Raw genomic sequence first — 20,326 nt, 5'->3', positions numbered from 1 at the left:
ACCCGATGCGCGTGAGGGCGGGCGCGGACGGTGCCGACGCCGACGCCGGCCCCGACGCCTCCGCGGACGACGACGGGACGGCTCGTCGCGCCACGGCGACCGAGCGCCTCCGGGCGTTCCTCGTCGACCTGCTGCTCGCGGGCATCGCCGCCGGCGCCTCGCTGACGTTCCTCGCCGATCCCGAGACGCCGTGGGACGCCGTCGCCGGTGCGGTCGCCTGCTTCGGCCTGCTCCTGCGCCGCCGATGGCCGTGGCTCAGCGTCCTGCTCGCGGTCCCGGCCGTCTACATCGGCATCGCCTACGTGCCCGTGCTGGTCGGCCTCTTCGACCTGGGCCTCGCGCGGACGCCGCGCTGGCGCGTCGTCGCCCTGACCGCGCTCGTCATCGCCGCGGACCTGCTGCCCTTCGGGACGCCGGCGGACCTGCAGGCGGTGGTGGAGCCGCTGGTCGACGCGACCATCTACACGATCGGACCGCTGCTCCTCGGCGCGTTCCTGCGGCAGCGGCGGGATGCGGCGGCGCAGCTCGCGGAGCTGCGGGAGGCCCACACCCTCGGCCAGCGTCAGGCCGCGCAGGTCGCGCTGGCCCGGGAGCGCGCGGTGCTGGCGCGGGAGATGCACGACGTCGTGTCGCACCAGGTGAGCCTCATCGCCGTGCAGGCCGGAGCGCTGCAGGTGGGCGCCGCCGACGAGCGCTCCCGCGGGGTCGCGCGCACCATCCGCGCCCTCAGTGCTGTCACGCTGGAGGAGCTGCGCGGCATGGTGGAGCTGCTCCGGGCCGCGGGCGGGGACCGGCGCGAGCTCGCGCCGCAGCCGACGCTCGACGACGTCCCGGCGCTCGTGGCGGCGAGCGGCATGCGGGTGGACGTCGACCTCGACCTCCCCGCCGACCTGCCCGCCGCCGGCCAGCGCGCGGTCTACCGCACGGTGCAGGAGGGCCTGACGAACGCGCGGAAGCACGCGACCGGCGCGGCGGTGCGCGTCACGGGACGGCTCGAGGCCGGATCCGTGGTGGTGGAGGTGGAGGCCGGGCGCGCGACGATGCCGCTCCTCGACCTGCCCAGCGGGCGCCACGGACTGACCGGCCTGCGCGAGCGCGCGCAGCTGCTCGGCGGGGGGCTCACGGCCGAGCTGCGCCCCGACGGATCGCACCTGCTGCGGCTGCGCTTCCCGCTCTGACGCCCGAGGTCGTGGTGGCGGGTGGCGCGGCTCAGCCCTGCCGGGCCTTGTTGCGCGGGGTCAGCTTGTTGATGACGAAGACGCGGCCGCGGCGGCGCACGACCTGCGCGCCGGGGAGCTTCTTGAGGGCCTTGAGCGAGTTGCGCACCTTCATGGTGGTCCTTTCCTGAGAACAGTTCTCAATAGAATAGCGCCATGCCCGCTCCTCGCCGACCCCTGCCCGTGCACGCACCGCCGCCGTCGGGCGTCGTGCTGGTGGTGGGGGAGGGATCCGGCCTCCGCTCCGTGCTGCGGGACGCGGTCGACGACGCGTCGGCGTCGCTGCTCGTGCTGCCGCCCGAGGAGGCGGATCCGGTCGAGCCGATCGCGCGCTTCCTCGACGGCCTCGCCGAGCGCGGCCCGGGCGCCGAGGCCGTGGTCGGGATCCCCGCGACCGCCGACGCGCGCGCGACCGGCATGGGGCTCGACCAGCTGCTCCGCCGCGAGCACGGGCTGCGACGCGCCCTCGGCGGGCCGGGATCCGGCTTCGGGCTCCGTCACATCGTCTCGGTCGTGCCCGCCGACCGGCTGCACGCGACGGCGTCCGGCCGCGTCGACGACGCGTTCGAGGAGGCGGAGACGCTCGTGGACCTCGTGGAGTACGCCACCGTCGTGGTGCTGACCGGGATGGCGCGGGTGCCCGTCGAGGCCCGCGGGACCCTGCTCGCGCTCGTCCGCCGGCTCGCCCCCCGCGCCGCCGTGCTGGATGCGCGCCGGCCCCTCGCGCTCGGGCGGCTGCCGCGCTGGGGCGACGTCGCGGGGCTCGCGGCGTCGGCCGGGTGGATGCGCGAGCTCACGGCCGCGGACCGTGCCCTCCGCCCCGCCGACGTCGATCGGCGGGACGGGCCCGTCGGATCCGTCGTCGTCGGCGATCCGCGGCCGCTGCACCCCGGGCGGCTCGCCCGGGCGGTGGAGGAGGAGCTGCGGCCCGACCGCGCGGGGCTGGTGCTCCGCTCGAAGGGGTTCGTGGCGCTGGCGTCACGGCCGGGCGAGGTGGGGGGCTGGTCGAGCGTGGGGTCGATGCTGACGCTCCAGCCGACCGGGATCGACCCGTGGCAGGAGCACGCGCCGCGCGGCACCGGGATCGCGTTCTTCGGGGTGGGGCTCCGACCCGACGTCCTGCGGCGGGCGATCGGGCGGGCGGTGCTCACGGGGGAGGAGCTGGCGGCGGGGCCGGCGGAGTGGTCCGGGTACGCGGATCCGTTCCCCCGGGTGGACGCGGACTGAGCGCGGCGCGCCCGGACGCCGGGGAGCGTGACGGTCCGCCGAGAGGGGCGTCGAGGCCCTGGGCACTGCTCGGCACCCGGCGTTCAGTGGGGAGGTGAAGCAGAACCGCACCGCAGAGGGCACCACCCGCACGACCGCCACGACCACCGCCGAGGCCCCGGACGACGAGGCGGCGGTCGCCGAGGATCCCGCCATCGTCCCGCCGCCGGAGCCCGGTCCCTACCCCGAGGACGCGCTCCGCGTCGCCCGCGATGCCTTCGGCTGGGACGCGCTGCACGACGGACAGGTGCGCACCATCGGACCGCTCGTGCGCGGCCGCGACGCGCTCGTCGTGATGCCCACGGGCTACGGCAAGTCCGCCATCTACCAGGTCGCCACCGTGCTCATGGACGGCCTCACGGTCGTCGTCTCGCCCCTCATCGCGCTGCAGGCCGACCAGGTGCAGAACCTCGAGGAGGCGCCCGCCGCGCCGCCCGCGCGCGTGATCAACGGCACCGTCCGCGGGAAGGCCCTCGACGAGGCGTGGGCGACCGTGGAGGAGCCCGGCGCCCGGATCGTGTTCCTCACCCCCGAGCAGCTGGCCCGCGACGAGGTCGTGGAGCGGCTGGTGCGGCGCGGGGTGTCGCTCGTGGTCATCGACGAGGCGCACTGCGTGGCGTCCTGGGGCCACGACTTCCGTCCCGACTACCTGGGGCTCGGCGGCGTGATCGACGCGCTCGGGCACCCGCCGACCGTCGCGATGACCGCGACCGGGTCGACGCCCGTGCGCACCGAGATCGAGGAGCGCCTGGGCCTCCGGGACCCGTTCGTGCTGTCGTCGGGCTTCGACCGCCCGAACATCCGGCTCGAGGTCCGGCGGCACACGGAGGAGTCCGAGAAGCGCCGCGCGATCGTCGAGCACGTGCGGGAGCAGACCCAGCCGGGCCTCGTCTACGTGGCCACGCGCAAGGACGCGGAGCAGTACGCCGAGGAGATCCGGGCGAAGGGCCTGCGCACCGACGCGTACCACGCGGGCCTGCCGGCCGCCGAGCGCGAGCGGGTGCAGACCGCCTTCCACGAGGACGACGTCGACGTCGTGGTGGCCACGAGCGCGTTCGGCATGGGCATCGACAAGCCGACCGTCCGGTACGTGGTGCACGCGGCGCCGCCCGAGTCGGTGGACGCGTACTACCAGGAGGTCGGACGCGCGGGGCGCGACGGGGAGCCCGCCGTGGGGATCCTCCACTACCGCGCCGAGGACCTCGGCCTCCGCCGCTTCTTCGCGGCACGCACGCCCCGGCCCGCGAGCCTCCGCGACGTCTACGCGGCGGTCGCGGTGGCCGGCGCCGACGGTCCGGTGCGCCCGGCCGCGGTCGCGGAGCGCGCCGGCATGTCACCGCGGACGGTCGGCGGCGTGCTCAACCTGCTCGTGGACGCGGGGGTCCTCGGATCCGACCGGGAGGGCGCGGTCGTGACGGAGGAGCTCGACCCCCGCGAGGCCGCCGCGCGTGCGAAGGAGGTCGCGGAGGAGCGCGAGCGCATCGAGGTCTCGCGCCTGGAGATGATGCGCGGCTACGCGGAGACGCAGCAGTGCCGCCGCCAGTACCTGCTCGGCTACTTCGGCGAGGAGTCCCCGGAGCGCTGCGGCAACTGCGACGCGTGCGACCGGCTCGCGGACGACGACGCGCACGACGCGGCGATGGAGGCGGCCGAGGGCGCCGCTCCCGGCGCCGACGCCGCGGATCCCGCCGGGGACGGACCGTCCGACGACCCGTTCCCCGCGCAGTCGGCCGTGACCCACGCGGAGTGGGGCCCCGGCACCGTCATGAGCACCGAGGACGACCGGATCACCGTGTTCTTCGAGAAGGAGGGCTACCGCGTGCTGTCGCTCAGGCTCGTGCGGGACGGGGATCTCCTGCAGCCGGCGTGACGCGCGACCGCTCGGCCGCGCCGACGGCCGCGCCCGCCCCGGCGGCGGCCCGCTCGGCCGCGTCGTGGTCGAGCCGCACCTCGCGACCGGTCGCGGCCGACTCGTAGACGGCCTCGAGGATGCGCGTGAGGTGCAGGCCGTGCGTCGCCGGCGCCGTGGACGCGCCCTCTCCGCGCACCATGCGCACGAACGCGTCGATCTCCGCCTGGAAGCCCTCCTCGAGGTCGAACGACAGCGCGTCGATGTTGGGTCGCAGCTCCACCACCGTGTCGTGCAGCTCCGTCGTGATCCGGAGCTCGGGCTCGAGCGTCGCCCCGCCGCGCTCGCCGAATACCTCGAACGACAGGTCGTCGCGCCCGTGCACGGAGTAGGAGGTCTCGATCGAGAGCACCGCGCCGTCCGCGAAGCGCACGAGCGCGCCCGCCAGGTCCTCGACGGGGTCGGTCGACGGCACCTGGTCGGCGCTGAGGTAGCGCGTCAGTCCGCGGATGTTCGTCCGGCCGCCGAGCTTCCGGAACGTGTACCCGGTCACCGCGACGGGCTCGGGGAAGTCCATGAGATACAGGGCCATGTCGATGAGGTGCACGCCGAGGTCGACGAGCGGACCTCCGCCGGAGATCGACCGGTCGGAGAACCAGCCGCCCGGATCGCCCGCCTGCCGGAGGAAGACCGCCTTCGCGTAGTAGATCGGCCCGAGGTCGCCCGCGTCGACGAAGCGCTTGAGGGTGACCGCGTTGGAGGAGTGGCGGCGCACGTAGCCGACCTGCACGGATCCGCTGCTCGCCGCCTCCGCGCGGACGATCGCCTCCGCCTGCGCGACGGTCAGGGCCATCGGCTTCTCGAGGAGCACGCTCTTGCCGGCCTCGAGCGCGGCGACGGCGATCTCCGCGTGCGTGTCGTTGCGCGTGCAGACGCTGACGGCGTCGATGCCGGGGGAGGCGAGGAGCTCCCGGTGGTCGGTCGCGACGAGGGTCGCGCCGGCCTCGGCGGCGCGTGCGGCCGCCCGGTCGGCGTCGACGTCGCAGATGCCCGCGACCACGACGTCCGGGTTCTGCGCGTAGGCCGCGAGGTGCAGGCCCGCGATGGTGCCGGCGCCGATGACGCCGATGCGCACGGGACCCCTCATCGGACGGCCTCCGCGGCGAGGCGCTGCGCGGCGGCGAGGCCCGCGGCGAAGCCCGTGAGCGGGTCCTCGAGCCCCTCGTACTCGATCGACACCGGCCCGTCGAAGCCGGATGCCGCGACGAGCCCGAGGAGGCGGCCGATGGGCAGGTCGCCCGAGCCGACGACCGCGCCGCGGATGCCGCGGCCGCCGAGCGTCGTCATCCACGTGTCGTCGGGCGGCACGTCGCGCACGTCGAAGTCCTTGAGGTGCACCACGGCGGCGTGGGGGAGGAGGCGCGGGACGGCGGCCTCGGGATCCTCGTCGACGCACAGGGAGTTGCCGACGTCGAGCGTGACGCGGAAGCCCGGCCGGTCGACGGCCTCGACGAGCCGGAGGACGCGGTCGCTCGCGTTCATGCTCATGCCGTGGTTCTCCACGGTGGTGGCGATGCCGAGCGTGGCGGCGTGGTCCGACAGCGCCCGGCAGACGGGCACGATGGTCGCGAACGCGCGCTCGAAGGCGTCGTCGTCGGCCTCCCGCCACGGCCAGGCGAACACGTCGTGGCGCAGCAGCGGGATCCCCAGCTCGTGCGCGACCCGCAGGTGTGCGTGCAGGCGGGCGACCTGGGCGTCGAGGTCGGGGTCGAGCAGGTCGGCGCCGACCGCGTAGTTCGCGAGCTCCACCCCGCGGGCGTCGGCGCGGTCCCGGATGGCGGCGACGAGGCCCGGGTCGTCGACGAGCTCGCTGCCGAGCCCCGCGATGGAGATCTCCAGGTGGCTGGCGTCGGAGTCGGCGACGAGGTCGATCACGTCGGGGACGGTCATGGTGCCGGCCTCCAGGGCCGGGGCGAACGTGTAGGAGCTGACGCCGATGCGCATGTGCGGCCTTCCGGATCCCGCGGCCGAGCGGCCGACGTGACCCACGGTAGGCGGGCGCCGTCCGCGGGCGGTTCGGACGCGACCGGTTCGACGGAGACGTAACCACCTCCCGGCGGACGGGGGAACGGCGGGGGTGGGCGCGACCCCGGCCGCCCGTGCTTCCATGGGCGCATGCCCCGACCCTCCGACCCGTCCCCCCGTCGACGCGTGGCCGTGGAGGTCGCGGTCCAGGACGCCGCGTCCGCGCGCACCGCGGCATCCGCCGGCGCCGACCGGGTCGAGCTGTGCTCCGCGCTCGCGACGACGGGCGGCGTGACCCCGAGCATCGGGCTCGTGGAGGCGGCGGTGGCCGTGGGGCTGCCCGTCCACGTCCTCGTGCGCCCGCGCCCCGGCGGGTTCGTGCACGACGCCGACGAGCGCGCGGTCATGCTGCGCGACGTCCGGGCGGCGCTCGCCGCGGGGGCGGCGGGCATCGTCTCCGGCGGGCTCACGGACGACGGGCGCGTCGACGCGGACCTGGTCGCCCGCCTGGTCGACGCCGCGGGCGGCGCCGTCGTCACCTTCCACCGCGCGATCGACGCGGTCGAGGACCGGCGGGCCGCGCTCGACGTGCTCCTCGCGGCGGGGGTCGGCCGCGTGCTCACGTCCGGCGGCGCCGCACGGGCGGGCGACGGGCTGCCGGCCCTCGCGGAGCTCGTGGCTCGGGCGGACGGGCGGATCGAGGTCCAGGCCGGCGGTGGCGTCACGGTCGAGGCGATCCCCGCGCTGGTGGCCGCGGGCGTCGACTCCGTGCACCTCTCCGCGCGGCGGCGCGTGGCCGCGTCCCGCGTCGGGCCCGGCGGCGGGGAGGCCGCGCACGACGTGACGGACGGGGACCTCGTGGCGGCGGCCGTACGGGCGGCGCGCGCGCTGTGACCGGCGCCGCCACCGGCGTCGTGCCGTGGCTCGAGCGCCACCAGGTCGCCCTCTACCTCGCCGCGATCGCCGTCGGCGCCGGCATCGGGCTCACGGTCCCCGGCGCCCATCACCTCGAGGCCGCCATCGAGCCGGTGCTCGCGCTGCTGCTGTTCGCGACCTTCCTCGGCGTCCCGTTCGCCGCCATGGGACGCGCGCTCCGCGACGTCCGGTTCCTGGCCGCGGTCGTGGTGGCGGACTTCGTCGTCGTGCCGCTGATCGCGTACGGCCTGTCCCGATTCGTGGCCGACGACCCCGCGCTGCTGTTCGGGGTGCTCCTGGTGCTGCTGACCCCGTGCATCGACTACGTCATCGTCTTCGCCGGGCTCGCCGGCGGCGCCGCCGACCGGCTCCTCGCCGCGGCGCCGCTGCTGATGCTCGCCCAGATCCTCCTCCTGCCGGCGTACCTGCTCCTGTTCATCGGACCGGAGGGCGTCGCCGTGGTGGAGGTCGGGCCGTTCGCCCGCGCGTTCGTGGTGCTCATCGTCCTCCCGCTGACCGCGGCGGCGATCGTGCAGGGCATCGCCCGCCGTGGCCACCCGACGGGACGTGTCATCGAACGGTCGATGCTCGCGGCGATGGTCCCGCTCATGATGGCCACGCTCCTCACCGTCGTCGCGTCCCAGGCGGCCGCCGTCGGCGCCGCGGCCGGCCGGCTGCTGATCCTGGTCCCGATCTACGTCGGGTTCCTCCTCCTCGCGACCCTCGCCGGCATCGGCCTGGGGCGGCTGTTCCGGCTCGACGTGCCGGCGACGCGGGCGCTCGTGTTCAGCGGAGCGACCCGCAACTCCCTCGTCGTGCTGCCGCTCGCCCTGGCGCTGCCGGCGTCTCTCGCGCTGGCCCCGGTGGTCGTCGTCACCCAGACCCTCGTCGAGCTCGTCGGCATGGTGGTCCTCGTCCGGGTGATGCCGCGCCTCGTCCCGTCGACCGTCGCCGGGGATCCGCGCGACGCCGTCGGCTGAGCCGGCTCGCGGGTCCGCCCCGCACGGCGCCGCGCCGCCGCCGCGCAGTCGCCGCCGCGCGGACGACGATGCGGCCGGCACCGTGGAGGTGCCGGCCGCGTCATGCCGTGATGTCCCTGTCGGACGCGGGACCGCGAGGTCCCCGCGGGCGAGGTCAGTAGGCGGCCCGGGGCGGCCGCGCGTCGTGCACGGACCACCGGACGGACCTCGCCGGGTCGATCGCTCCCTTCGAGCCGATGAAGTGGAGCTCGTCCGTGCACTCGCCGTCGCCGTAGCTGAACGCCTCGTACGACTGGCCCTGCCGCAGCAGGATCCTGTTGACCACGTAGCCGTTCGTGAGCCGCGTGGCGTTGGGGCCCGCGCCGACGATCAGGGGCACGCAGACGCTGTTGCTCCCGCCATCCGTGACCAGGACGGAGAGGACGTCGCTGGACGCCCCGGTGTGGCGGGTCTGGATGTCGATGGACCTCAGCGCGCCGCTGGCGTCGGCGGGGGCGGTGCCGGCGGCGAGGAGGGCTCCGCTGATGAGGAGCGTGGCGACGACGGCGCCGCGGCTGGTCCTGCGGGGATGGATCCTGGGCATGGCTCTCTCCTGTCGGAAGGGGGGGGTGGCGCGGGGAGGGACGGTGCTCGCGCGAGCCGATCGCGGGGGATCGCGCGGCACAGGAGTCTGCGCCGACACGACGGCACGTCCGGCACGATGTCCCCAGCCGGCGGGCCGGAGCGCCGGGCCGGGCCGTCGCCCGCGGCCGCACCCTGCGAGGGTGGGAGCATGCCCGCACCCGGATCCGCCCCGCACGACCCTGCACGCGACCCCGCCCACGACCCCGCCCACGCGCTCGACCTCGAGCGGATGCTCGCGGGCGTCGCGGAGGAGGACGGCGGCGCGGTCGACGACAGCATCCCGCAGCTGGCCGACGCGGATCCCGGGCTCGCGGGCATCGCGCTCGTCACGCCCGACGGCCGCACGCACCGCGCCGGGGACAGCGCGCACCCGTTCTCCGTCCAGTCGGCGGTGAAGCCGTTCCTGTTCGCCCTGGCGCTCGCCGACACCGACGGGGACGCGCTCGACGCGGTCGGCATCGAGCCGACGGGCGAGGCGTTCGACGCGATCAAGCTGGAGAGCGGCACCGGCCGTCCGCCGAACCCGATGGTCAACGCGGGCGCGATCCTCACGGCGAGCCTCGTCCGCGGGTCGTCCCTGGCGGAGCGCTCGGAGCGGATCCTCGCGGGCCTCGGCGCGTTCGCGGGCCGCCGCCTCGAGGTCGACGAGGAGGTCGCGGAGTCCGAGCGCCTCCTCGGCGACCGCAACCACGCGCTCGCGCACCTGATGCGCTCGGAGGGCACGCTGCACGTGACGGCCGACGAGGGCGTCGCCGCGTACGCCCGCGCGTGCGCCGTGCTCGTCTCGGCCGAGACGCTGGCGGCGATGGGCGCGACGCTCGCGTGCGGCGGCCGGAACCCGCTGACGGGCTCGCGCGTGGTCTCCGAGCGCGTCGCGCGCGACGTGGTCTCCGTGATGGCGACCTGCGGCGTCTACGACGGGTCCGGCCGGTGGATGCGACGGGTGGGCGTGCCCGCCAAGTCGAGCGTGTCCGGCGCCCTCGTGCTCGCGGCGCCGGGTCGGCTGGGGGCCGCGGTCTTCAGCCCGCCCCTCGACGACCAGGGCACCAGCGTGCGCGGCGCGCGGCTCGCGCAGGGCCTCGCGGACGCCCTGGGCCTGCATGCGTTCGGCGCGGTCCGCCCCGAGGGTTGACACGTCAACCACTCTGCGAGATGGTGGACACGTCAACCACCGCGTCGGGCTCCCGGCGCGCGACCGACCGGGAGGATCCGCCATGACCGCCGCCGAGGCCACCGCCGGGGCCGCTCCCGGGCGACCCGCGATCATCGACCCGACGCGGTTCGAGATCGGCCTGGACTCGTTCGGCGAGCTCGCGACCGACGGCGACCGGGTCCTCGGCGACGCCGAGACCGTGCGCCTGCTCGTGGAGGAGGCGCAGCTCGCGGAGGCCGTGGGCCTCGACGTCTTCAGCGTCGGCGAGCACTACCGGGCGGGCAACGTCGACTCGGCCACGCCGGTCCTCCTCGCCGCGGCCGCGCAGGCCACCTCGACCATCCGGCTCGGCACGTCCGTCACGGTGCTGTCGACGCAGGACCCCGTCCGGCTCTACCAGGAGTTCGCGACGGTCGACGCGATCTCCGGCGGACGCACCCAGGTCGTGCTCGGCCGCGCATCCGCCACCGAGTCCTTCCCGCTGTTCGGCTACGACATCGCGCAGTACGAGGAGCTGTTCGAGGAGAAGCTGGAGCTCTTCGTGCGGCTCATGCGCGAGGAGCGCGTCACCTGGTCCGGCCGGCACCGCCCGCCGCTGGACGACGTGCGCCTGCAGCCGCGCATGCCCGAGGGCGGCATCCCCGCCTGGATCGGCATCGGCGGCAGCCCCGACTCCGTGGTGCGCGCGGCCCGGTACGGCCTGCCGCTCATGATGGCGATCATCGGCGGGCGCCCCGAGCGCTTCGCCGGCCACGCGGCGCTGTACCTCCGCGCCCTCGCGCAGGCCGGCCACGCCGAGCTGCCCATCGGCCAGCACTCCCTCGGCCTCGTCGCCGACACCGACGAGGAGGCCCGCGAGCTGTACTGGCGCCACTGGGAGCCGGTCGTCACGCGGATGAGCGAGGAGCGCGGCTTCTACGCGCCCACCCGCGAGCGGTACACGGAGGAGACGGTCACCGGATCCCTCTTCGTCGGCTCGCCCGACACCGTCGCCCGCCGCATCGCGTGGATCGCGCGCGAGAACCACCTCTCCCGGTTCGACCTCAAGTACGACCTCCTGCACATGCCGCGGCAGGCGCGCGAGCGCAGCATCCGCCTGCTCGGCGAGGAGGTCGCGCCGCGCGTGCGCGAGCTGCTCGCCGCCGACACCGGGGGCGCGCGGCTCGCGGGCCGCCCGCCGGCGCGCATCACCGCGGACGGCGGACCCGTGCACGCCTGAGCCCGACCGGGGCCGGCGACGCCCCGGTAACCTGGATCCACCGAGGAGGACGACCGTGCACGAGACGCCCGCAGCCCCGCGCCGCCGGCGCTCGCCGACCCCGGCGGAGCTGCACGTGTGGCGCGAGTACCTCGAGACGGCCGAGGCCGTGCGCCGCACCCTGGCGTCGGACTTCCAGTCGACCTCCGGCATCTCCACGGGCGACTACGGCGTGATGCTGGCGCTCAGCGAGGCGCCGGAGCACCGGCTCCGCTCGTCCGACCTCGCCGACGTCGTCGGCTGGGAGCGCAGCAGGCTGTCGCACCACCTCCGCCGCATGGAGGAGCGGGGCCTCATCCGCCGCGACCGGGACGCCTCCGACAGCCGCGGCGCGTGGATCACCCTGACCGCCGAGGGCGCCACCGTGTTCCGCAGCTCCTCCTCCTCGCACCTGCGCCTCGTCCGGGAGGTGTTCATCGACGCGCTCGACCCCGAGGAGCTCGAGGCGGCGCGCGTCGTCGCGGCGGCCCTCCGCCGCCACGCCGCCGCACGGGCCGCGTCCCACCCGCCGGCTCCCTGACCGCCGAGCGCCCCTGACCTCTGGCGGCACCTGTCCGCCGACGGCCCCTCGTGCGTGCCGGCTCCGCCTACCCGGCGCCCTCGCGGCGCTCGCGGGCACGCTCGGCCGCATCGGCCATGGCCTCCGCGTGCGCGGTCTTCGCGGCCCCGAGGGCCTGGTCGTCGTCCCGGAGGATGGCGACGCCCTCCGCGACCTGGGCCGTGAACGCGCGCAGCGAGTCGGCGGGGGTGGGCGCGAAGTCCTCGTGCTCGTCACCGTCGCCCGCCAGCTCCTCGGGGAGGCGCCGCAGCTCGGCCGATCCCGCGTCCTCGGCGCGCCGCGCGGCGTGCTCGACGCAGAGGCGGGCGACCTCGTCGGCGTGCGCGTGCATCACCGAGTGCGCCGCCCCGGGGATCTCCCACAGCCGGGCCCGCGGCAGCAGCCGTCCCATCTCCTCCACCCAGGCGCGCGGGGCGACGGCGTCGTGCTCCCCGCGGATGACGAGCGTGCTGGCTCGGATGCGGGGGAGGCGGTCCTCGATCCGGTACCGCATCATCTTCGGCAGCACCCGGAGGAACCAGCGCACCCCGCAGACCAGGTAGGCGCGGATCGCGAGCACCTTGATGCGCGACGGCTCGTGCAGCGTCGACTGCAGGAACCGCACCGCGGCCCGCGGGATGGTGCGCTCCCGCGGGTACACGACCGGGCCGATGAGCACCAGCGTGCTGAGCCCGGGCCGCCGGGAGGCGAGGTCCGCCACCACCTGCGTGCCCATCGAGTGGCCGACGAGCACCGGGTCGTCGAGGCCGAGCCCGTCGATCGCGGCGCCCACCAGGTCGGCGTACTCGCTGATCTCGAGGGCGCGACCCGGGTGCGCGACGCCCGCGAAGCCCGGCAGGTCGAGGGCGTGCACCGGGCCGTGGTCGTTGAGCACGGGGGCGAGGCGCTCGAAGTAGTCCGACGAGACGCCGATGCCGGGGACGAGCACGAAGGGGCGGTCGCCGTCGGTGCCGATGGTGCTGATCCGCACCGCGAGGCCGTCGCGGACGACGCGCGTGACGGTGACGCGCGTGTCGGAGCGGTCGCGCGGTCGGGGAGCGGGACGGCGGCCCGCCGGTCGGGCGGCGTGCGGGCGGTGGGCCATGCGGGCTCCTCGGGGTGGACGGCGCGCGGATCCGCGAGGCGTCCACGCTAGGGCACCGCGCCTCGGGGGACGCCGTGCGGGGGCCGGGCGGACAGGCCGGCCGCGGGGCGCCTGCATCACCATTGCCGACATATTCCCACTGTGGGTATGCTCCGACCATGACCGAGACCGCCTTCTGGATCCTCACCGCGCTCGCCGCGGGCCGTCGCCACGGCTACGCCGTCCTCGCCGACGTCGCCCGGCTGAGCGACGGCGCCGTGACGCTGCGCGTGACGACGCTCTACGCATCGCTCGACCGGCTGGTGCGCGAGGGCCGGATCCGCGCGTCCGGCGAGGAGGTCGTCGACGGCCGCGCGCGCCGGTACTACGAGATCACCGACGCCGGCCGCGGCGAGCTCGAGGCCGAGGCCGACCGCCTCGACGCGCGCGCCCGGGCGGCGCGCGCGAGCATCGCCCGTTCGGCGCCCCGGCCGCGTCCCGTCGCCACCCCCCGCGCCACCTCGACGGCGGCGACCGCGTGAGCGCCTCCCGCCGCGCGGCCTACGCGCGGCTGCTCCGCTGGTACCCCGCTGCCTGGCGTCGCGCCGACGGCGGCGTGATGCTCGACACCCTCGAGGAGCACGCCGACGCGGAGGGCCGCGCCCGACCCGACCGCGCCGAGGCGTGGTCCATCCGGGCGCACGGGCTGGTGGAGCGCACGACCCCGCGGGCGGTGCTCGCGCTCGCCGCCCTCGCGCTCGTGCTCGCCCTGGTCGGGCCGGTCTCGCTCCTCACGGGAGCCGGCGCCCTCCTCGACTCGCCCCTCCCGCTGGCCCTGCCGTGGGCGGGAGCCCTCCTCGCGAGCCTCGCGCTCGTCGGCCTGGTGGCGCGGGCCGGCGCCCTCCGCGCCGAGCACGCCCTGCTGGGGGCGGCGCTCGCCGGGCCGGCGTGGATCCTCGGCGGGCTGGCGGCCGCGTCCTGGGCGATGGGCTTCGCCGACGCCGACGCGGGGGTGCCGGTCGGCCTCCTCGGTCGCGCCGCCGTGGTGCTCGCGCCCGGCGCGTGGATCCTCGGGGCGGCGGCGCTGGCGGTCGTGCTCGACGGGCTCCTCGCCATCCCGTCGCGCCCGGCCCGGAGGATCGTCGCGGTCGGCGTCGCGCTCCCGGGCGCGCTCCTCCTCGGGCTGCTCGCCCTGTCGTACGGCGCCGTCGCGCTGGCGATGGCGGCGCTGCTCGTCGCCGCGCGGCGGCGGATGCGCGAGGCGGACGGCGGGGCGGTCGCGGTCCCCGTCGCCCCGGGTGCCGTCGCGACCGCCGAGTCCTCCGGCGGGGCGTCCGTCCGGGGTCCCGGTCGCGTGCCCGTCCACCCGGCGCCGCTGACCGCGCGCGCCCGCCGGGCCGTCGTGGTCGCGGCGCTCGCCGGATCCGCCCTGGGCCTCGCATGCGCCGCCTTCGCGCTCGCGGGCAGCGCGTGGCTGCCCGCGGTCGGCGACGCGACGGATGCCATGCGCGCCGGGATCCTCGCGGGCTCCCTCGTCGCGCTCCTCCCGCTCGCGGCGGGCGCCGCGGCGGTCCGCCCGCGTCTCGGCCGGGTGGCGGTGCCCGCGGCCCTGGCGATGGGCGCGGCGCTCGTCACGGTCGCGGCGAGCTACGCGGTCCCCGGCATCGACGCCGCCGCGGGAGAGCTGCTCCCGCTCGCGGCGGCGCTCGTCGGGCTGGCCGGCGCCCTGCTGCTGCTCCCCGTGCTGCCCGGCGGTCCGGCCCTGCGCGGCCTCCTCCTGATGGGCGCGGCGCTCGGGATCGCGGCGGTCGCCGGCATGACGGTCGCCCTGGTCGCCGCGTTCGTGGCGCCGGTCCTCGGCATCGTCGTCGCGGTGCGCGTCGGACGTCGGTCCACCCGCGCGCGTCCGCGGCAGCAGCCGGCCTAGGGACGGCAGCCGGCCCGGGTCGGCTGCCGTCCCTAGGCCAGCTGCTCAGGCGGTGGCGTCCCCGCCCGAGACGCAGAGGCAGAACGGGTGGCCCGCGGGATCCGCGTACACGTCGAAGCGGTCGGCGGCCGTCGGGTCCTCGGCGGGCTGCAGCAGGCGCCCGCCCAGGGCGAGCACGCGCTCGCGGCCCGCGTCGAGGTCGTCCACGTAGAGGTCGAGGTGCATCTGCATCTGCTGGCGGGGGCCCTCGCCCGGCCACGTCGGCGGGACGAAGTCGGGCGCGAGCTGGAACCCGAGGCGCCACTCGCCGTCGACGCGGACGCTGTGCCAGTCGTCCTCCGCGTCGACCTCCCCGCCGAGGAGGCCGGCCCAGAAGGCGCTCTCCGCGGCCAGGTCGGAGGCGTCGAACACGGTGATGGTGCGGTGGATCCTCACGGCTGCTCCTCCTCGTCGTCGAGCGGTGCTGCCAGCCTGGCACCCGGTCGACGGTCCGGGAAGGGCGGTCCGGGACGGGCGGTCGCTCGGAGCGCGCACCGGGAGCCGACGGCTAGCGGTGCAGCGTGACCGCGGGATCGACGCCGTACGCGTCCCGGTAGTGCCGGGCGAAGCGCCCGACGTGGGGGAAGCCCCACCGCAACGCAATGTCCGCGACGCTCGGCCCCCGCGTGGGGTCCGCGTCGACGAGGTCCATGTGCGCCGCGGCCAGCCGCGTCCGGCGGAGGTACCGGCCGGGGGTCACGCCGTCGACCCCGTGCGCGGCGAAGGCGCGCTCGAGGTCCCGCACGCTGACCCCGGCGGCCTCGGCGGCGTCCGCCGGGGTCACCGGCAGGGAGGCGTGGTCGTCGAGGAACCCCGTCGCGCGGTGGTACGCGGTGCGCAGGGCCGCCACGGTCTCGTGCCGCCGCACGCGGTCGCCCGTGAGCCGGAACGCCTCGAGCGTCGCGACGGAGACGAGCCGCAGCGCCTCGGCGCGCAGCATCGCGGTGTCGAACGACGCCGAGAGGGACGCGGCGGCGTCGTACGTGCGCAGCCACAGGCGCGCCGTCTCGTCGCTGACCGGGTGCGGGTCGTCGAAGCGCAGACGCAGCCGGTCGTCCGCGTACGTGACCCGGGCGAGGCGCTCGAGCTCGACGGGATCGAGGACCAGGGTGCGGGCGCGCACGTGGTCGACGCGGGCGGTCAGGCGCGTGCCCGGCTGGAAGAGCGCGGGGGCGCGGGAGAGCTCGCCGGACTCGCGCCCGGACTCCCAGGCGTAGCCGGCCGCGGGGGCGCACGTGACGGTGATGGCGCGGCTCTCCGCCACGCACTGGAACGTGCCGTCGAACACCACGGAGCCGAGCGCGAACCGGGGCTCGGCCACCATGTCCTCGGCGTAGCCGAAGTCGTCCCCCGCCAGCTCGACGTGGCCGTACAGCTCGCGGAGGGTCCGCTCGGCCTCGTCCGCCCGGCGGGTCCGGACGCGGTGGCGCACCAGCTCGGTCACGGGACCTCCGTTCGACGTCGGGGGCCGCCCCGACGACGGCCGCGCACCTGGCCGCCCGCTGACGTGCTCCGTGCTGTGAGAGGGAGGATACCGCCGCCCCCGGGGGTCCGCCACGCCGGGCGGGGGAGGGGCGGCTCCCGTCGCATCGGGGGCCCGGCGGGATCCATGACCGGATGCGTCGCCGCGGCACTGGGATCCGACGCCCGACCGGCGGTAGGTTTGACGACGGCGCCTCTCGCGCCGACCACCCTGCGGGCATCGTCGCTCAGGTCGTCCACGGACGGCGGGAGCGGACGACGGCCGTCGGGCCACCAGTCCCCTCCTGAAAGGAGCGACCATGACCGCCCCCTCCGTCCAGCTCTACACGGTCCGCGACGCTGTCTCCGCGGACCTCCAGGGCGCCGTCGCCCGCGTGGCCGAGATCGGCTACACGCAGGTCGAGCCGTACGCGTTCGTCGAGCGCGCCGACGAGTTCGCCGCGGCCTTCGCCGCGTCCGGCGTCACCGCGCCGTCCGGCCACGCGCCCGTCATCGACGGCGACGACGACCAGGCCGCCCGCACCTTCGACGCCGCCGCGAAGCTCGGGATCCGCACCGTCATCGACCCGTTCATCCCCTCGGAGCGCTGGCAGACCGCCGACGACGCGCACCGCATCGCCGACCGGGTCAACGACCTGCAGGCGCAGGCCGCCGCGCGCGGGCTCGCCTTCGGGTACCACAACCACCAGTGGGAGTTCGCGAACAAGGTCGACGGGCGCCCCGTCTACGAGCTGTTCGTCGAGCGCCTGAACGCCGAGGTCGTGCTCGAGCTCGACACGTTCTGGTCGACCGTCGGCGGCATGGACACGCCCGCGCTCCTCCGCTCGCTCGGCGACCGCGTGCAGTTCCTGCACGTGAAGGACGGCAGGATCTCCGAGGCGATCGCGAAGGTGCTCCCGAGCGCCGAGTCCGCGCTCGAGGTCCCGGCGGAGCTCGCGCAGGCGTTCAAGCTGCAGCTCCCCGCCGGCCAGGGCGACGTCGACGTCGCCGCCGTGCTGGCCGCCGCGCCGCACGCGCTGCGCGTCGTGGAGTTCGACGACTACGAGCACGACGTGTTCGACGGCATCGCGGCGTCGTACGCCTGGCTGCAGGAGAACGACAAGTGAGCCGCGGCACCGGCCGCGTCGGCGTCGGCGTCATCGGAGCGGGCGTCATCTCGGGCACCTACCTGGAGAACATGACGGCGTTCCCGGACCTCGAGGTCCTGTTCGTCGCCGACATCGACCTCGACCGGGCGCGCTCGCGCGCCGAGGAGCACGGCGTGCCGGGACACGGCACCGTCGAGGAGCTGCTCGCGATCGACGAGATCGAGATCGTCGTCAACCTCACGCTGCCCGCCACCCACGCCGAGGTCGGCCGCCGCATCGTCGCCGCCGGCAAGAACGTCTGGAGCGAGAAGCCGCTGGCCCTCGACCACGCCTCGGGCGCGGATCTGCTCGAGGCGGCCCGCGCGGCCGGCGTGCAGGTCGCGTGCGCCCCGGACACCGTGCTCGGCGCGGGGATCCAGAGCGCCATGCGGTCCATCGCCCGCGGCGACATCGGCGAGCCGCTCACGGCGACGACGATCTTCCACGTGCCCGGCCCCGACGCCTGGCACCCGAACCCCGAGTTCCTGTTCGCGCACGGCGCCGGACCCCTCTTCGACATGGGCCCGTACTACGTGACGACGCTGGTGCACGCGTTCGGCGCGGCCGAGAAGGTGAGCGCGGTGTCCTCGACGTCGCGCACCACCCGCACCATCGGCAGCGGCCCGCGCGCGGGCACCGACTTCCCGGTGGAGGTGCCCACGCACCACGCGGCGCTCATCTCGTTCGCGGGCGGCCAGTCGGCGCAGTCCACGTTCAGCTTCCAGAACGCGCTGCCGCGGGCCGGCTTCGTCGAGATCTCGGGCAGCGAGGGCACCATCGTGCTCCCCGACCCGAACATGTTCGACGGCGAGAGCCAGCTGTGGCGCTTCGGCCAGGAGGAGCCCGAGACGCTGGCGGCGGCCGGATCCACGTACGGCCGGGGCTCCGGCGTGCTGGACCTGGCGCGCAGCATCCGCGGCGGCGACCCGGTGCGCGCGTCCGGCGAGGTCGCGGCGCACGTCCTCGACGTGCTGCTCGCGATCCGCGACGCGGCCGAGAGCCGCGAGGTCGTGCAGGTCGCGTCCACGGTCGAGAAGCCGACGCCGCTCGCCGAGGACTGGGACCCGGCGGCCGCGACGCTGTAGCGCCGCACCCGCACGACCCGCACGACCCGCTCGACCTGACGGCCCCGCATCCTCCCCTGGATGCGGGGCCGTCGTCATGCGGCCCCGCGGGCCCCGCGCCGGGAGGACACTGGACCCATGCAGCTGCACCGCGTCACCACCGGGTCCGGTCCCCGCCATGTCGGCCTGGTGCACGGGCTCGGCGCGGACGGCGCCACCTGGGCCCCCGTCGTCGACCGGCTCGTGGCGACCGGCCGGTTCACCGTCACCGCGATCGACCTCCGCGGGCACGGCCGGAGCGACCGCGCCGGGTCCTACGGCGTCGAGGAGATGGCCGACGACCTCGCGGAGTCCCTGCCGCGCGGGCTCGACGCGGTCGTCGGGCACTCGCTGGGCGGATCCGTGCTGGTGCGCGCCGTCGCCCGCCTCGAGCCCGCGCACGCCGTGTACCTCGATCCCGGGTTCCGGCTCGCGCTGCCGACCGCCGGGATCCGCGGCCGCCTGTTCTGGGCCGCGCCGCTCGTGGGCCTGGCCGCCGCGCAGATCCCGCGCGCGCGTGCGGCCGCCCGCGTGCGCGCCGCGTACCCGGCCGCGGTCCGCGCCTCCCTCGACGCCGCGCAGGGGCGCTTCGACCGGCGCATGGCCGTGGGCGTGTTCCGCGACGTCGCCTTCCACCCGGTCGCCGTGAGCGCGCCGGCCGTGCCGTCGACGATCGTGCTCTCCGACGACGCCCCCGCCGTGCTGCCCGACGCGTACGCCGCCGAGCTGACCGCCGCGGGATGGGATGTGCGCCGCCTCCCGGGCATCCACCACGACATGCAGCTCGAGGACCCGGACCGGGTGCTCGCCGAGGTCGGGGACGTGCTGTGACCGACGGCCCCGAGGCCGCGGAACGGCCCGACCGCCCGGCCGACGCGGAGATCGCCGCCCGGCTGGCCGCCGCCCTGCGCGCGCCCGACCCGTCCGCGCGCCTCCAGGCCGCGCTCACCGCGGGCACCCGGCCGGACCCGGCGCTCGTCGAGGGCCTCGTGCACCGCTGCCGAGTGGAGCCCGACCTCAACGTGCGCGAGATGCTCACGTGGGCGCTCCTCCGCCACGACCGCGAGGCCACGATCCCGGCGCTGGTCGCCGAGCTCGCCTCGCCCATCCCGCAGGCGCGCAGCCAGTCGCTGCACACGCTCTCCAAGATCGGGGACCGGCGGGCGCTGCCGGCGATCACCCCCGCGCTCCTGCGGGACCCGGACGAGCACGTGGCGCGGACGGCCTGGCGGACGGCCTCCGGGCTGCTCGACGCCGACCGCGACCCGGCCGGTGCGCGCCTGCTGCTCCGCGAGCTGGCGTCGCAGCTCGGCCGCGGATCCGCCGAGATGCAGCACAGCCTGACGCGCGCGTTCGTCGCGGTCGGCCGGGCGTCGCAGCCCGTCGTCGAGCGGTCGCGGCAGGCGGCGGACGCGCGGGTGCGGATCCACGCGCTCGCCACCCTCGCCATGCTCCGCGACCCGGAGCTGCGCTTCGACGACGCGGTGGACGCGGCGCGGCGCTCCTCGTTCGGCGCGCACCTGGTGCGCCCTCCGGCTGGCGGGCAGCCGGTGGGCGATGCGTCGGCGGACAGGGGTCCCCGTGGCACGGGCCCCGCGGGCACGGACGCCGCGGGCAGCGCCGCCGCCGATGCCTCCGCCGACGGCCCTTCCGCCGGCTGACCGCGCTCCCTATCGTGGGCAGCGACGGCCCCGCGCGGCGCAGGGCCGCGAGGACCCGCGTCCGCGCGGCGGACGGAG

The 20,326-nt window shown here is 76.4% G+C and carries 21 protein-coding genes; 14 read left to right on the top strand and 7 right to left on the bottom strand.

Annotation, left to right across the window (positions count from 1 at the left end):
- Nucleotides 1-5: 5 nt before the first annotated feature.
- The gene (locus AC07VC_RS01435; protein WP_494674683.1) at nt 6-1,178 is read left to right on the top strand and encodes a sensor histidine kinase; all 1,173 of its coding nucleotides are present in this window, start codon (nt 6-8) and stop codon (nt 1,176-1,178) included.
- 31 nt (nt 1,179-1,209) lie between these two features.
- Here the strand turns inward: AC07VC_RS01435 and ykgO are convergent, their stop codons facing one another.
- Nucleotides 1,210-1,332, bottom strand: a complete 123-nt coding sequence (gene ykgO / locus AC07VC_RS01430; protein ID WP_094114654.1) for a type B 50S ribosomal protein L36 — start codon at nt 1,330-1,332, stop codon at nt 1,210-1,212.
- Between the two features lie 41 nt (nt 1,333-1,373).
- On the opposite strand from ykgO, the gene AC07VC_RS01425 reads away from it, so the two are divergent.
- Both AC07VC_RS01425 and AC07VC_RS01420 read left to right on the top strand, forming a co-directional pair.
- Nucleotides 1,374-2,444 carry a GTP-binding protein gene (locus AC07VC_RS01425; RefSeq protein ID WP_494674684.1) on the top strand — a complete coding sequence of 357 codons (1,071 nt, stop codon included), beginning with the start codon at nt 1,374-1,376 and terminating at the stop codon, nt 2,442-2,444.
- Nucleotides 2,445-2,538: 94 nt separating this feature from the next.
- Nucleotides 2,539-4,353: a RecQ family ATP-dependent DNA helicase gene (locus AC07VC_RS01420; RefSeq protein ID WP_494674685.1), complete on the top strand. Its 1,815-nt coding sequence runs from the start codon at nt 2,539-2,541 to the stop codon at nt 4,351-4,353.
- On the opposite strand, the gene AC07VC_RS01415 is transcribed toward AC07VC_RS01420, so the two are convergent.
- Complete coding sequence (locus AC07VC_RS01415; protein ID WP_494674686.1) at nt 4,313-5,479, bottom strand: Gfo/Idh/MocA family protein; 1,167 nt, start codon at nt 5,477-5,479, stop codon at nt 4,313-4,315. The genes AC07VC_RS01420 and AC07VC_RS01415 overlap by 41 nt on opposite strands.
- Complete coding sequence (locus AC07VC_RS01410; RefSeq protein ID WP_494674687.1) at nt 5,476-6,336, bottom strand: sugar phosphate isomerase/epimerase family protein; 861 nt, start codon at nt 6,334-6,336, stop codon at nt 5,476-5,478. Before AC07VC_RS01410 ends, AC07VC_RS01415 begins: the two co-directional genes overlap by 4 nt.
- 171 nt (nt 6,337-6,507) lie before the next feature.
- Here AC07VC_RS01410 and AC07VC_RS01405 point away from each other — a divergent pair, with 171 nt between their 5' ends.
- Together AC07VC_RS01405 and AC07VC_RS01400 are read left to right on the top strand one after the other, a co-directional pair.
- Nucleotides 6,508-7,251, top strand: coding sequence for a copper homeostasis protein CutC (locus AC07VC_RS01405; RefSeq protein ID WP_494674688.1), 744 nt, complete (start codon nt 6,508-6,510; stop codon nt 7,249-7,251).
- On the top strand, nt 7,248-8,252 hold the full coding sequence (locus AC07VC_RS01400) for a bile acid:sodium symporter (protein WP_494674689.1): 1,005 nt from the start codon (nt 7,248-7,250) through the stop codon (nt 8,250-8,252). Before AC07VC_RS01405 ends, AC07VC_RS01400 begins: the two co-directional genes overlap by 4 nt.
- A 154-nt stretch (nt 8,253-8,406) precedes the next feature.
- Here AC07VC_RS01400 and AC07VC_RS01395 read toward each other — a convergent pair whose 3' ends face one another.
- Entirely contained in the window at nt 8,407-8,835 is a 429-nt protein-coding gene (locus AC07VC_RS01395) for a hypothetical protein (protein ID WP_494674690.1), read from the bottom strand.
- Nucleotides 8,836-9,024: 189 nt separating this feature from the next.
- Between AC07VC_RS01395 and glsA the strand changes: the two genes are divergently transcribed.
- The 3 genes from glsA (at nt 9,025) to AC07VC_RS01380 (ending at nt 11,807) form a co-directional block, all read left to right on the top strand.
- Entirely contained in the window at nt 9,025-10,008 is a 984-nt protein-coding gene (glsA, locus tag AC07VC_RS01390; protein WP_494674691.1) for a glutaminase A, read from the top strand.
- 82 nt (nt 10,009-10,090) lie between these two features.
- On the top strand, nt 10,091-11,248 hold the full coding sequence (locus AC07VC_RS01385) for an LLM class flavin-dependent oxidoreductase (protein ID WP_494674692.1): 1,158 nt from the start codon (nt 10,091-10,093) through the stop codon (nt 11,246-11,248).
- 55 nt (nt 11,249-11,303) lie between these two features.
- A complete protein-coding gene (locus AC07VC_RS01380) occupies nt 11,304-11,807 on the top strand; it encodes a MarR family winged helix-turn-helix transcriptional regulator (protein ID WP_494674693.1) in 504 nt (167 codons plus the stop codon).
- A 67-nt stretch (nt 11,808-11,874) separates the two neighbouring features.
- Here AC07VC_RS01380 and AC07VC_RS01375 read toward each other — a convergent pair whose 3' ends face one another.
- Complete coding sequence (locus AC07VC_RS01375) at nt 11,875-12,930, bottom strand: alpha/beta fold hydrolase (RefSeq protein ID WP_494674694.1); 1,056 nt, start codon at nt 12,928-12,930, stop codon at nt 11,875-11,877.
- Between the two features lie 158 nt (nt 12,931-13,088).
- Between AC07VC_RS01375 and AC07VC_RS01370 the strand changes: the two genes are divergently transcribed.
- Both AC07VC_RS01370 and AC07VC_RS01365 read left to right on the top strand, forming a co-directional pair.
- Nucleotides 13,089-13,451, top strand: a complete 363-nt coding sequence (locus tag AC07VC_RS01370) for a PadR family transcriptional regulator (protein ID WP_494674695.1) — start codon at nt 13,089-13,091, stop codon at nt 13,449-13,451.
- A complete protein-coding gene (locus AC07VC_RS01365) occupies nt 13,448-14,836 on the top strand; it encodes a hypothetical protein (protein WP_494674696.1) in 1,389 nt (462 codons plus the stop codon). The genes AC07VC_RS01370 and AC07VC_RS01365 overlap by 4 nt, the downstream gene beginning before the upstream one ends.
- Before the next feature lie 45 nt (nt 14,837-14,881).
- On the opposite strand, the gene AC07VC_RS01360 is transcribed toward AC07VC_RS01365, so the two are convergent.
- Entirely contained in the window at nt 14,882-15,271 is a 390-nt protein-coding gene (locus tag AC07VC_RS01360; protein ID WP_494674697.1) for a VOC family protein, read from the bottom strand.
- A 112-nt stretch (nt 15,272-15,383) separates the two neighbouring features.
- A complete protein-coding gene (locus AC07VC_RS01355; RefSeq protein ID WP_494674698.1) occupies nt 15,384-16,319 on the bottom strand; it encodes a helix-turn-helix transcriptional regulator in 936 nt (311 codons plus the stop codon).
- 337 nt (nt 16,320-16,656) lie between these two features.
- Here AC07VC_RS01355 and AC07VC_RS01350 point away from each other — a divergent pair, with 337 nt between their 5' ends.
- The 4 genes from AC07VC_RS01350 to AC07VC_RS01335 all read left to right on the top strand — a co-directional run bounded on the left by AC07VC_RS01350 (nt 16,657) and on the right by AC07VC_RS01335 (nt 20,248).
- Nucleotides 16,657-17,463, top strand: a complete 807-nt coding sequence (locus AC07VC_RS01350; protein ID WP_094114670.1) for a sugar phosphate isomerase/epimerase family protein — start codon at nt 16,657-16,659, stop codon at nt 17,461-17,463.
- Complete coding sequence (locus AC07VC_RS01345) at nt 17,460-18,569, top strand: Gfo/Idh/MocA family protein (RefSeq protein WP_494674699.1); 1,110 nt, start codon at nt 17,460-17,462, stop codon at nt 18,567-18,569. Before AC07VC_RS01350 ends, AC07VC_RS01345 begins: the two co-directional genes overlap by 4 nt.
- A 117-nt stretch (nt 18,570-18,686) precedes the next feature.
- Complete coding sequence (locus tag AC07VC_RS01340; protein ID WP_494674700.1) at nt 18,687-19,418, top strand: alpha/beta fold hydrolase; 732 nt, start codon at nt 18,687-18,689, stop codon at nt 19,416-19,418.
- Nucleotides 19,415-20,248 (top strand): HEAT repeat domain-containing protein, encoded by an 834-nt coding sequence (locus tag AC07VC_RS01335; RefSeq protein ID WP_494674701.1) that lies wholly within the window; start codon nt 19,415-19,417, stop codon nt 20,246-20,248. The genes AC07VC_RS01340 and AC07VC_RS01335 overlap by 4 nt, the downstream gene beginning before the upstream one ends.
- The last annotated feature ends 78 nt before the right edge of the window (nt 20,249-20,326 follow it).

It is taken from the genome of Clavibacter sp. GW821-FHT01D01 (assembly GCF_059422605.1).
This window is presented reverse-complemented; position numbering and strand designations above follow the sequence as displayed.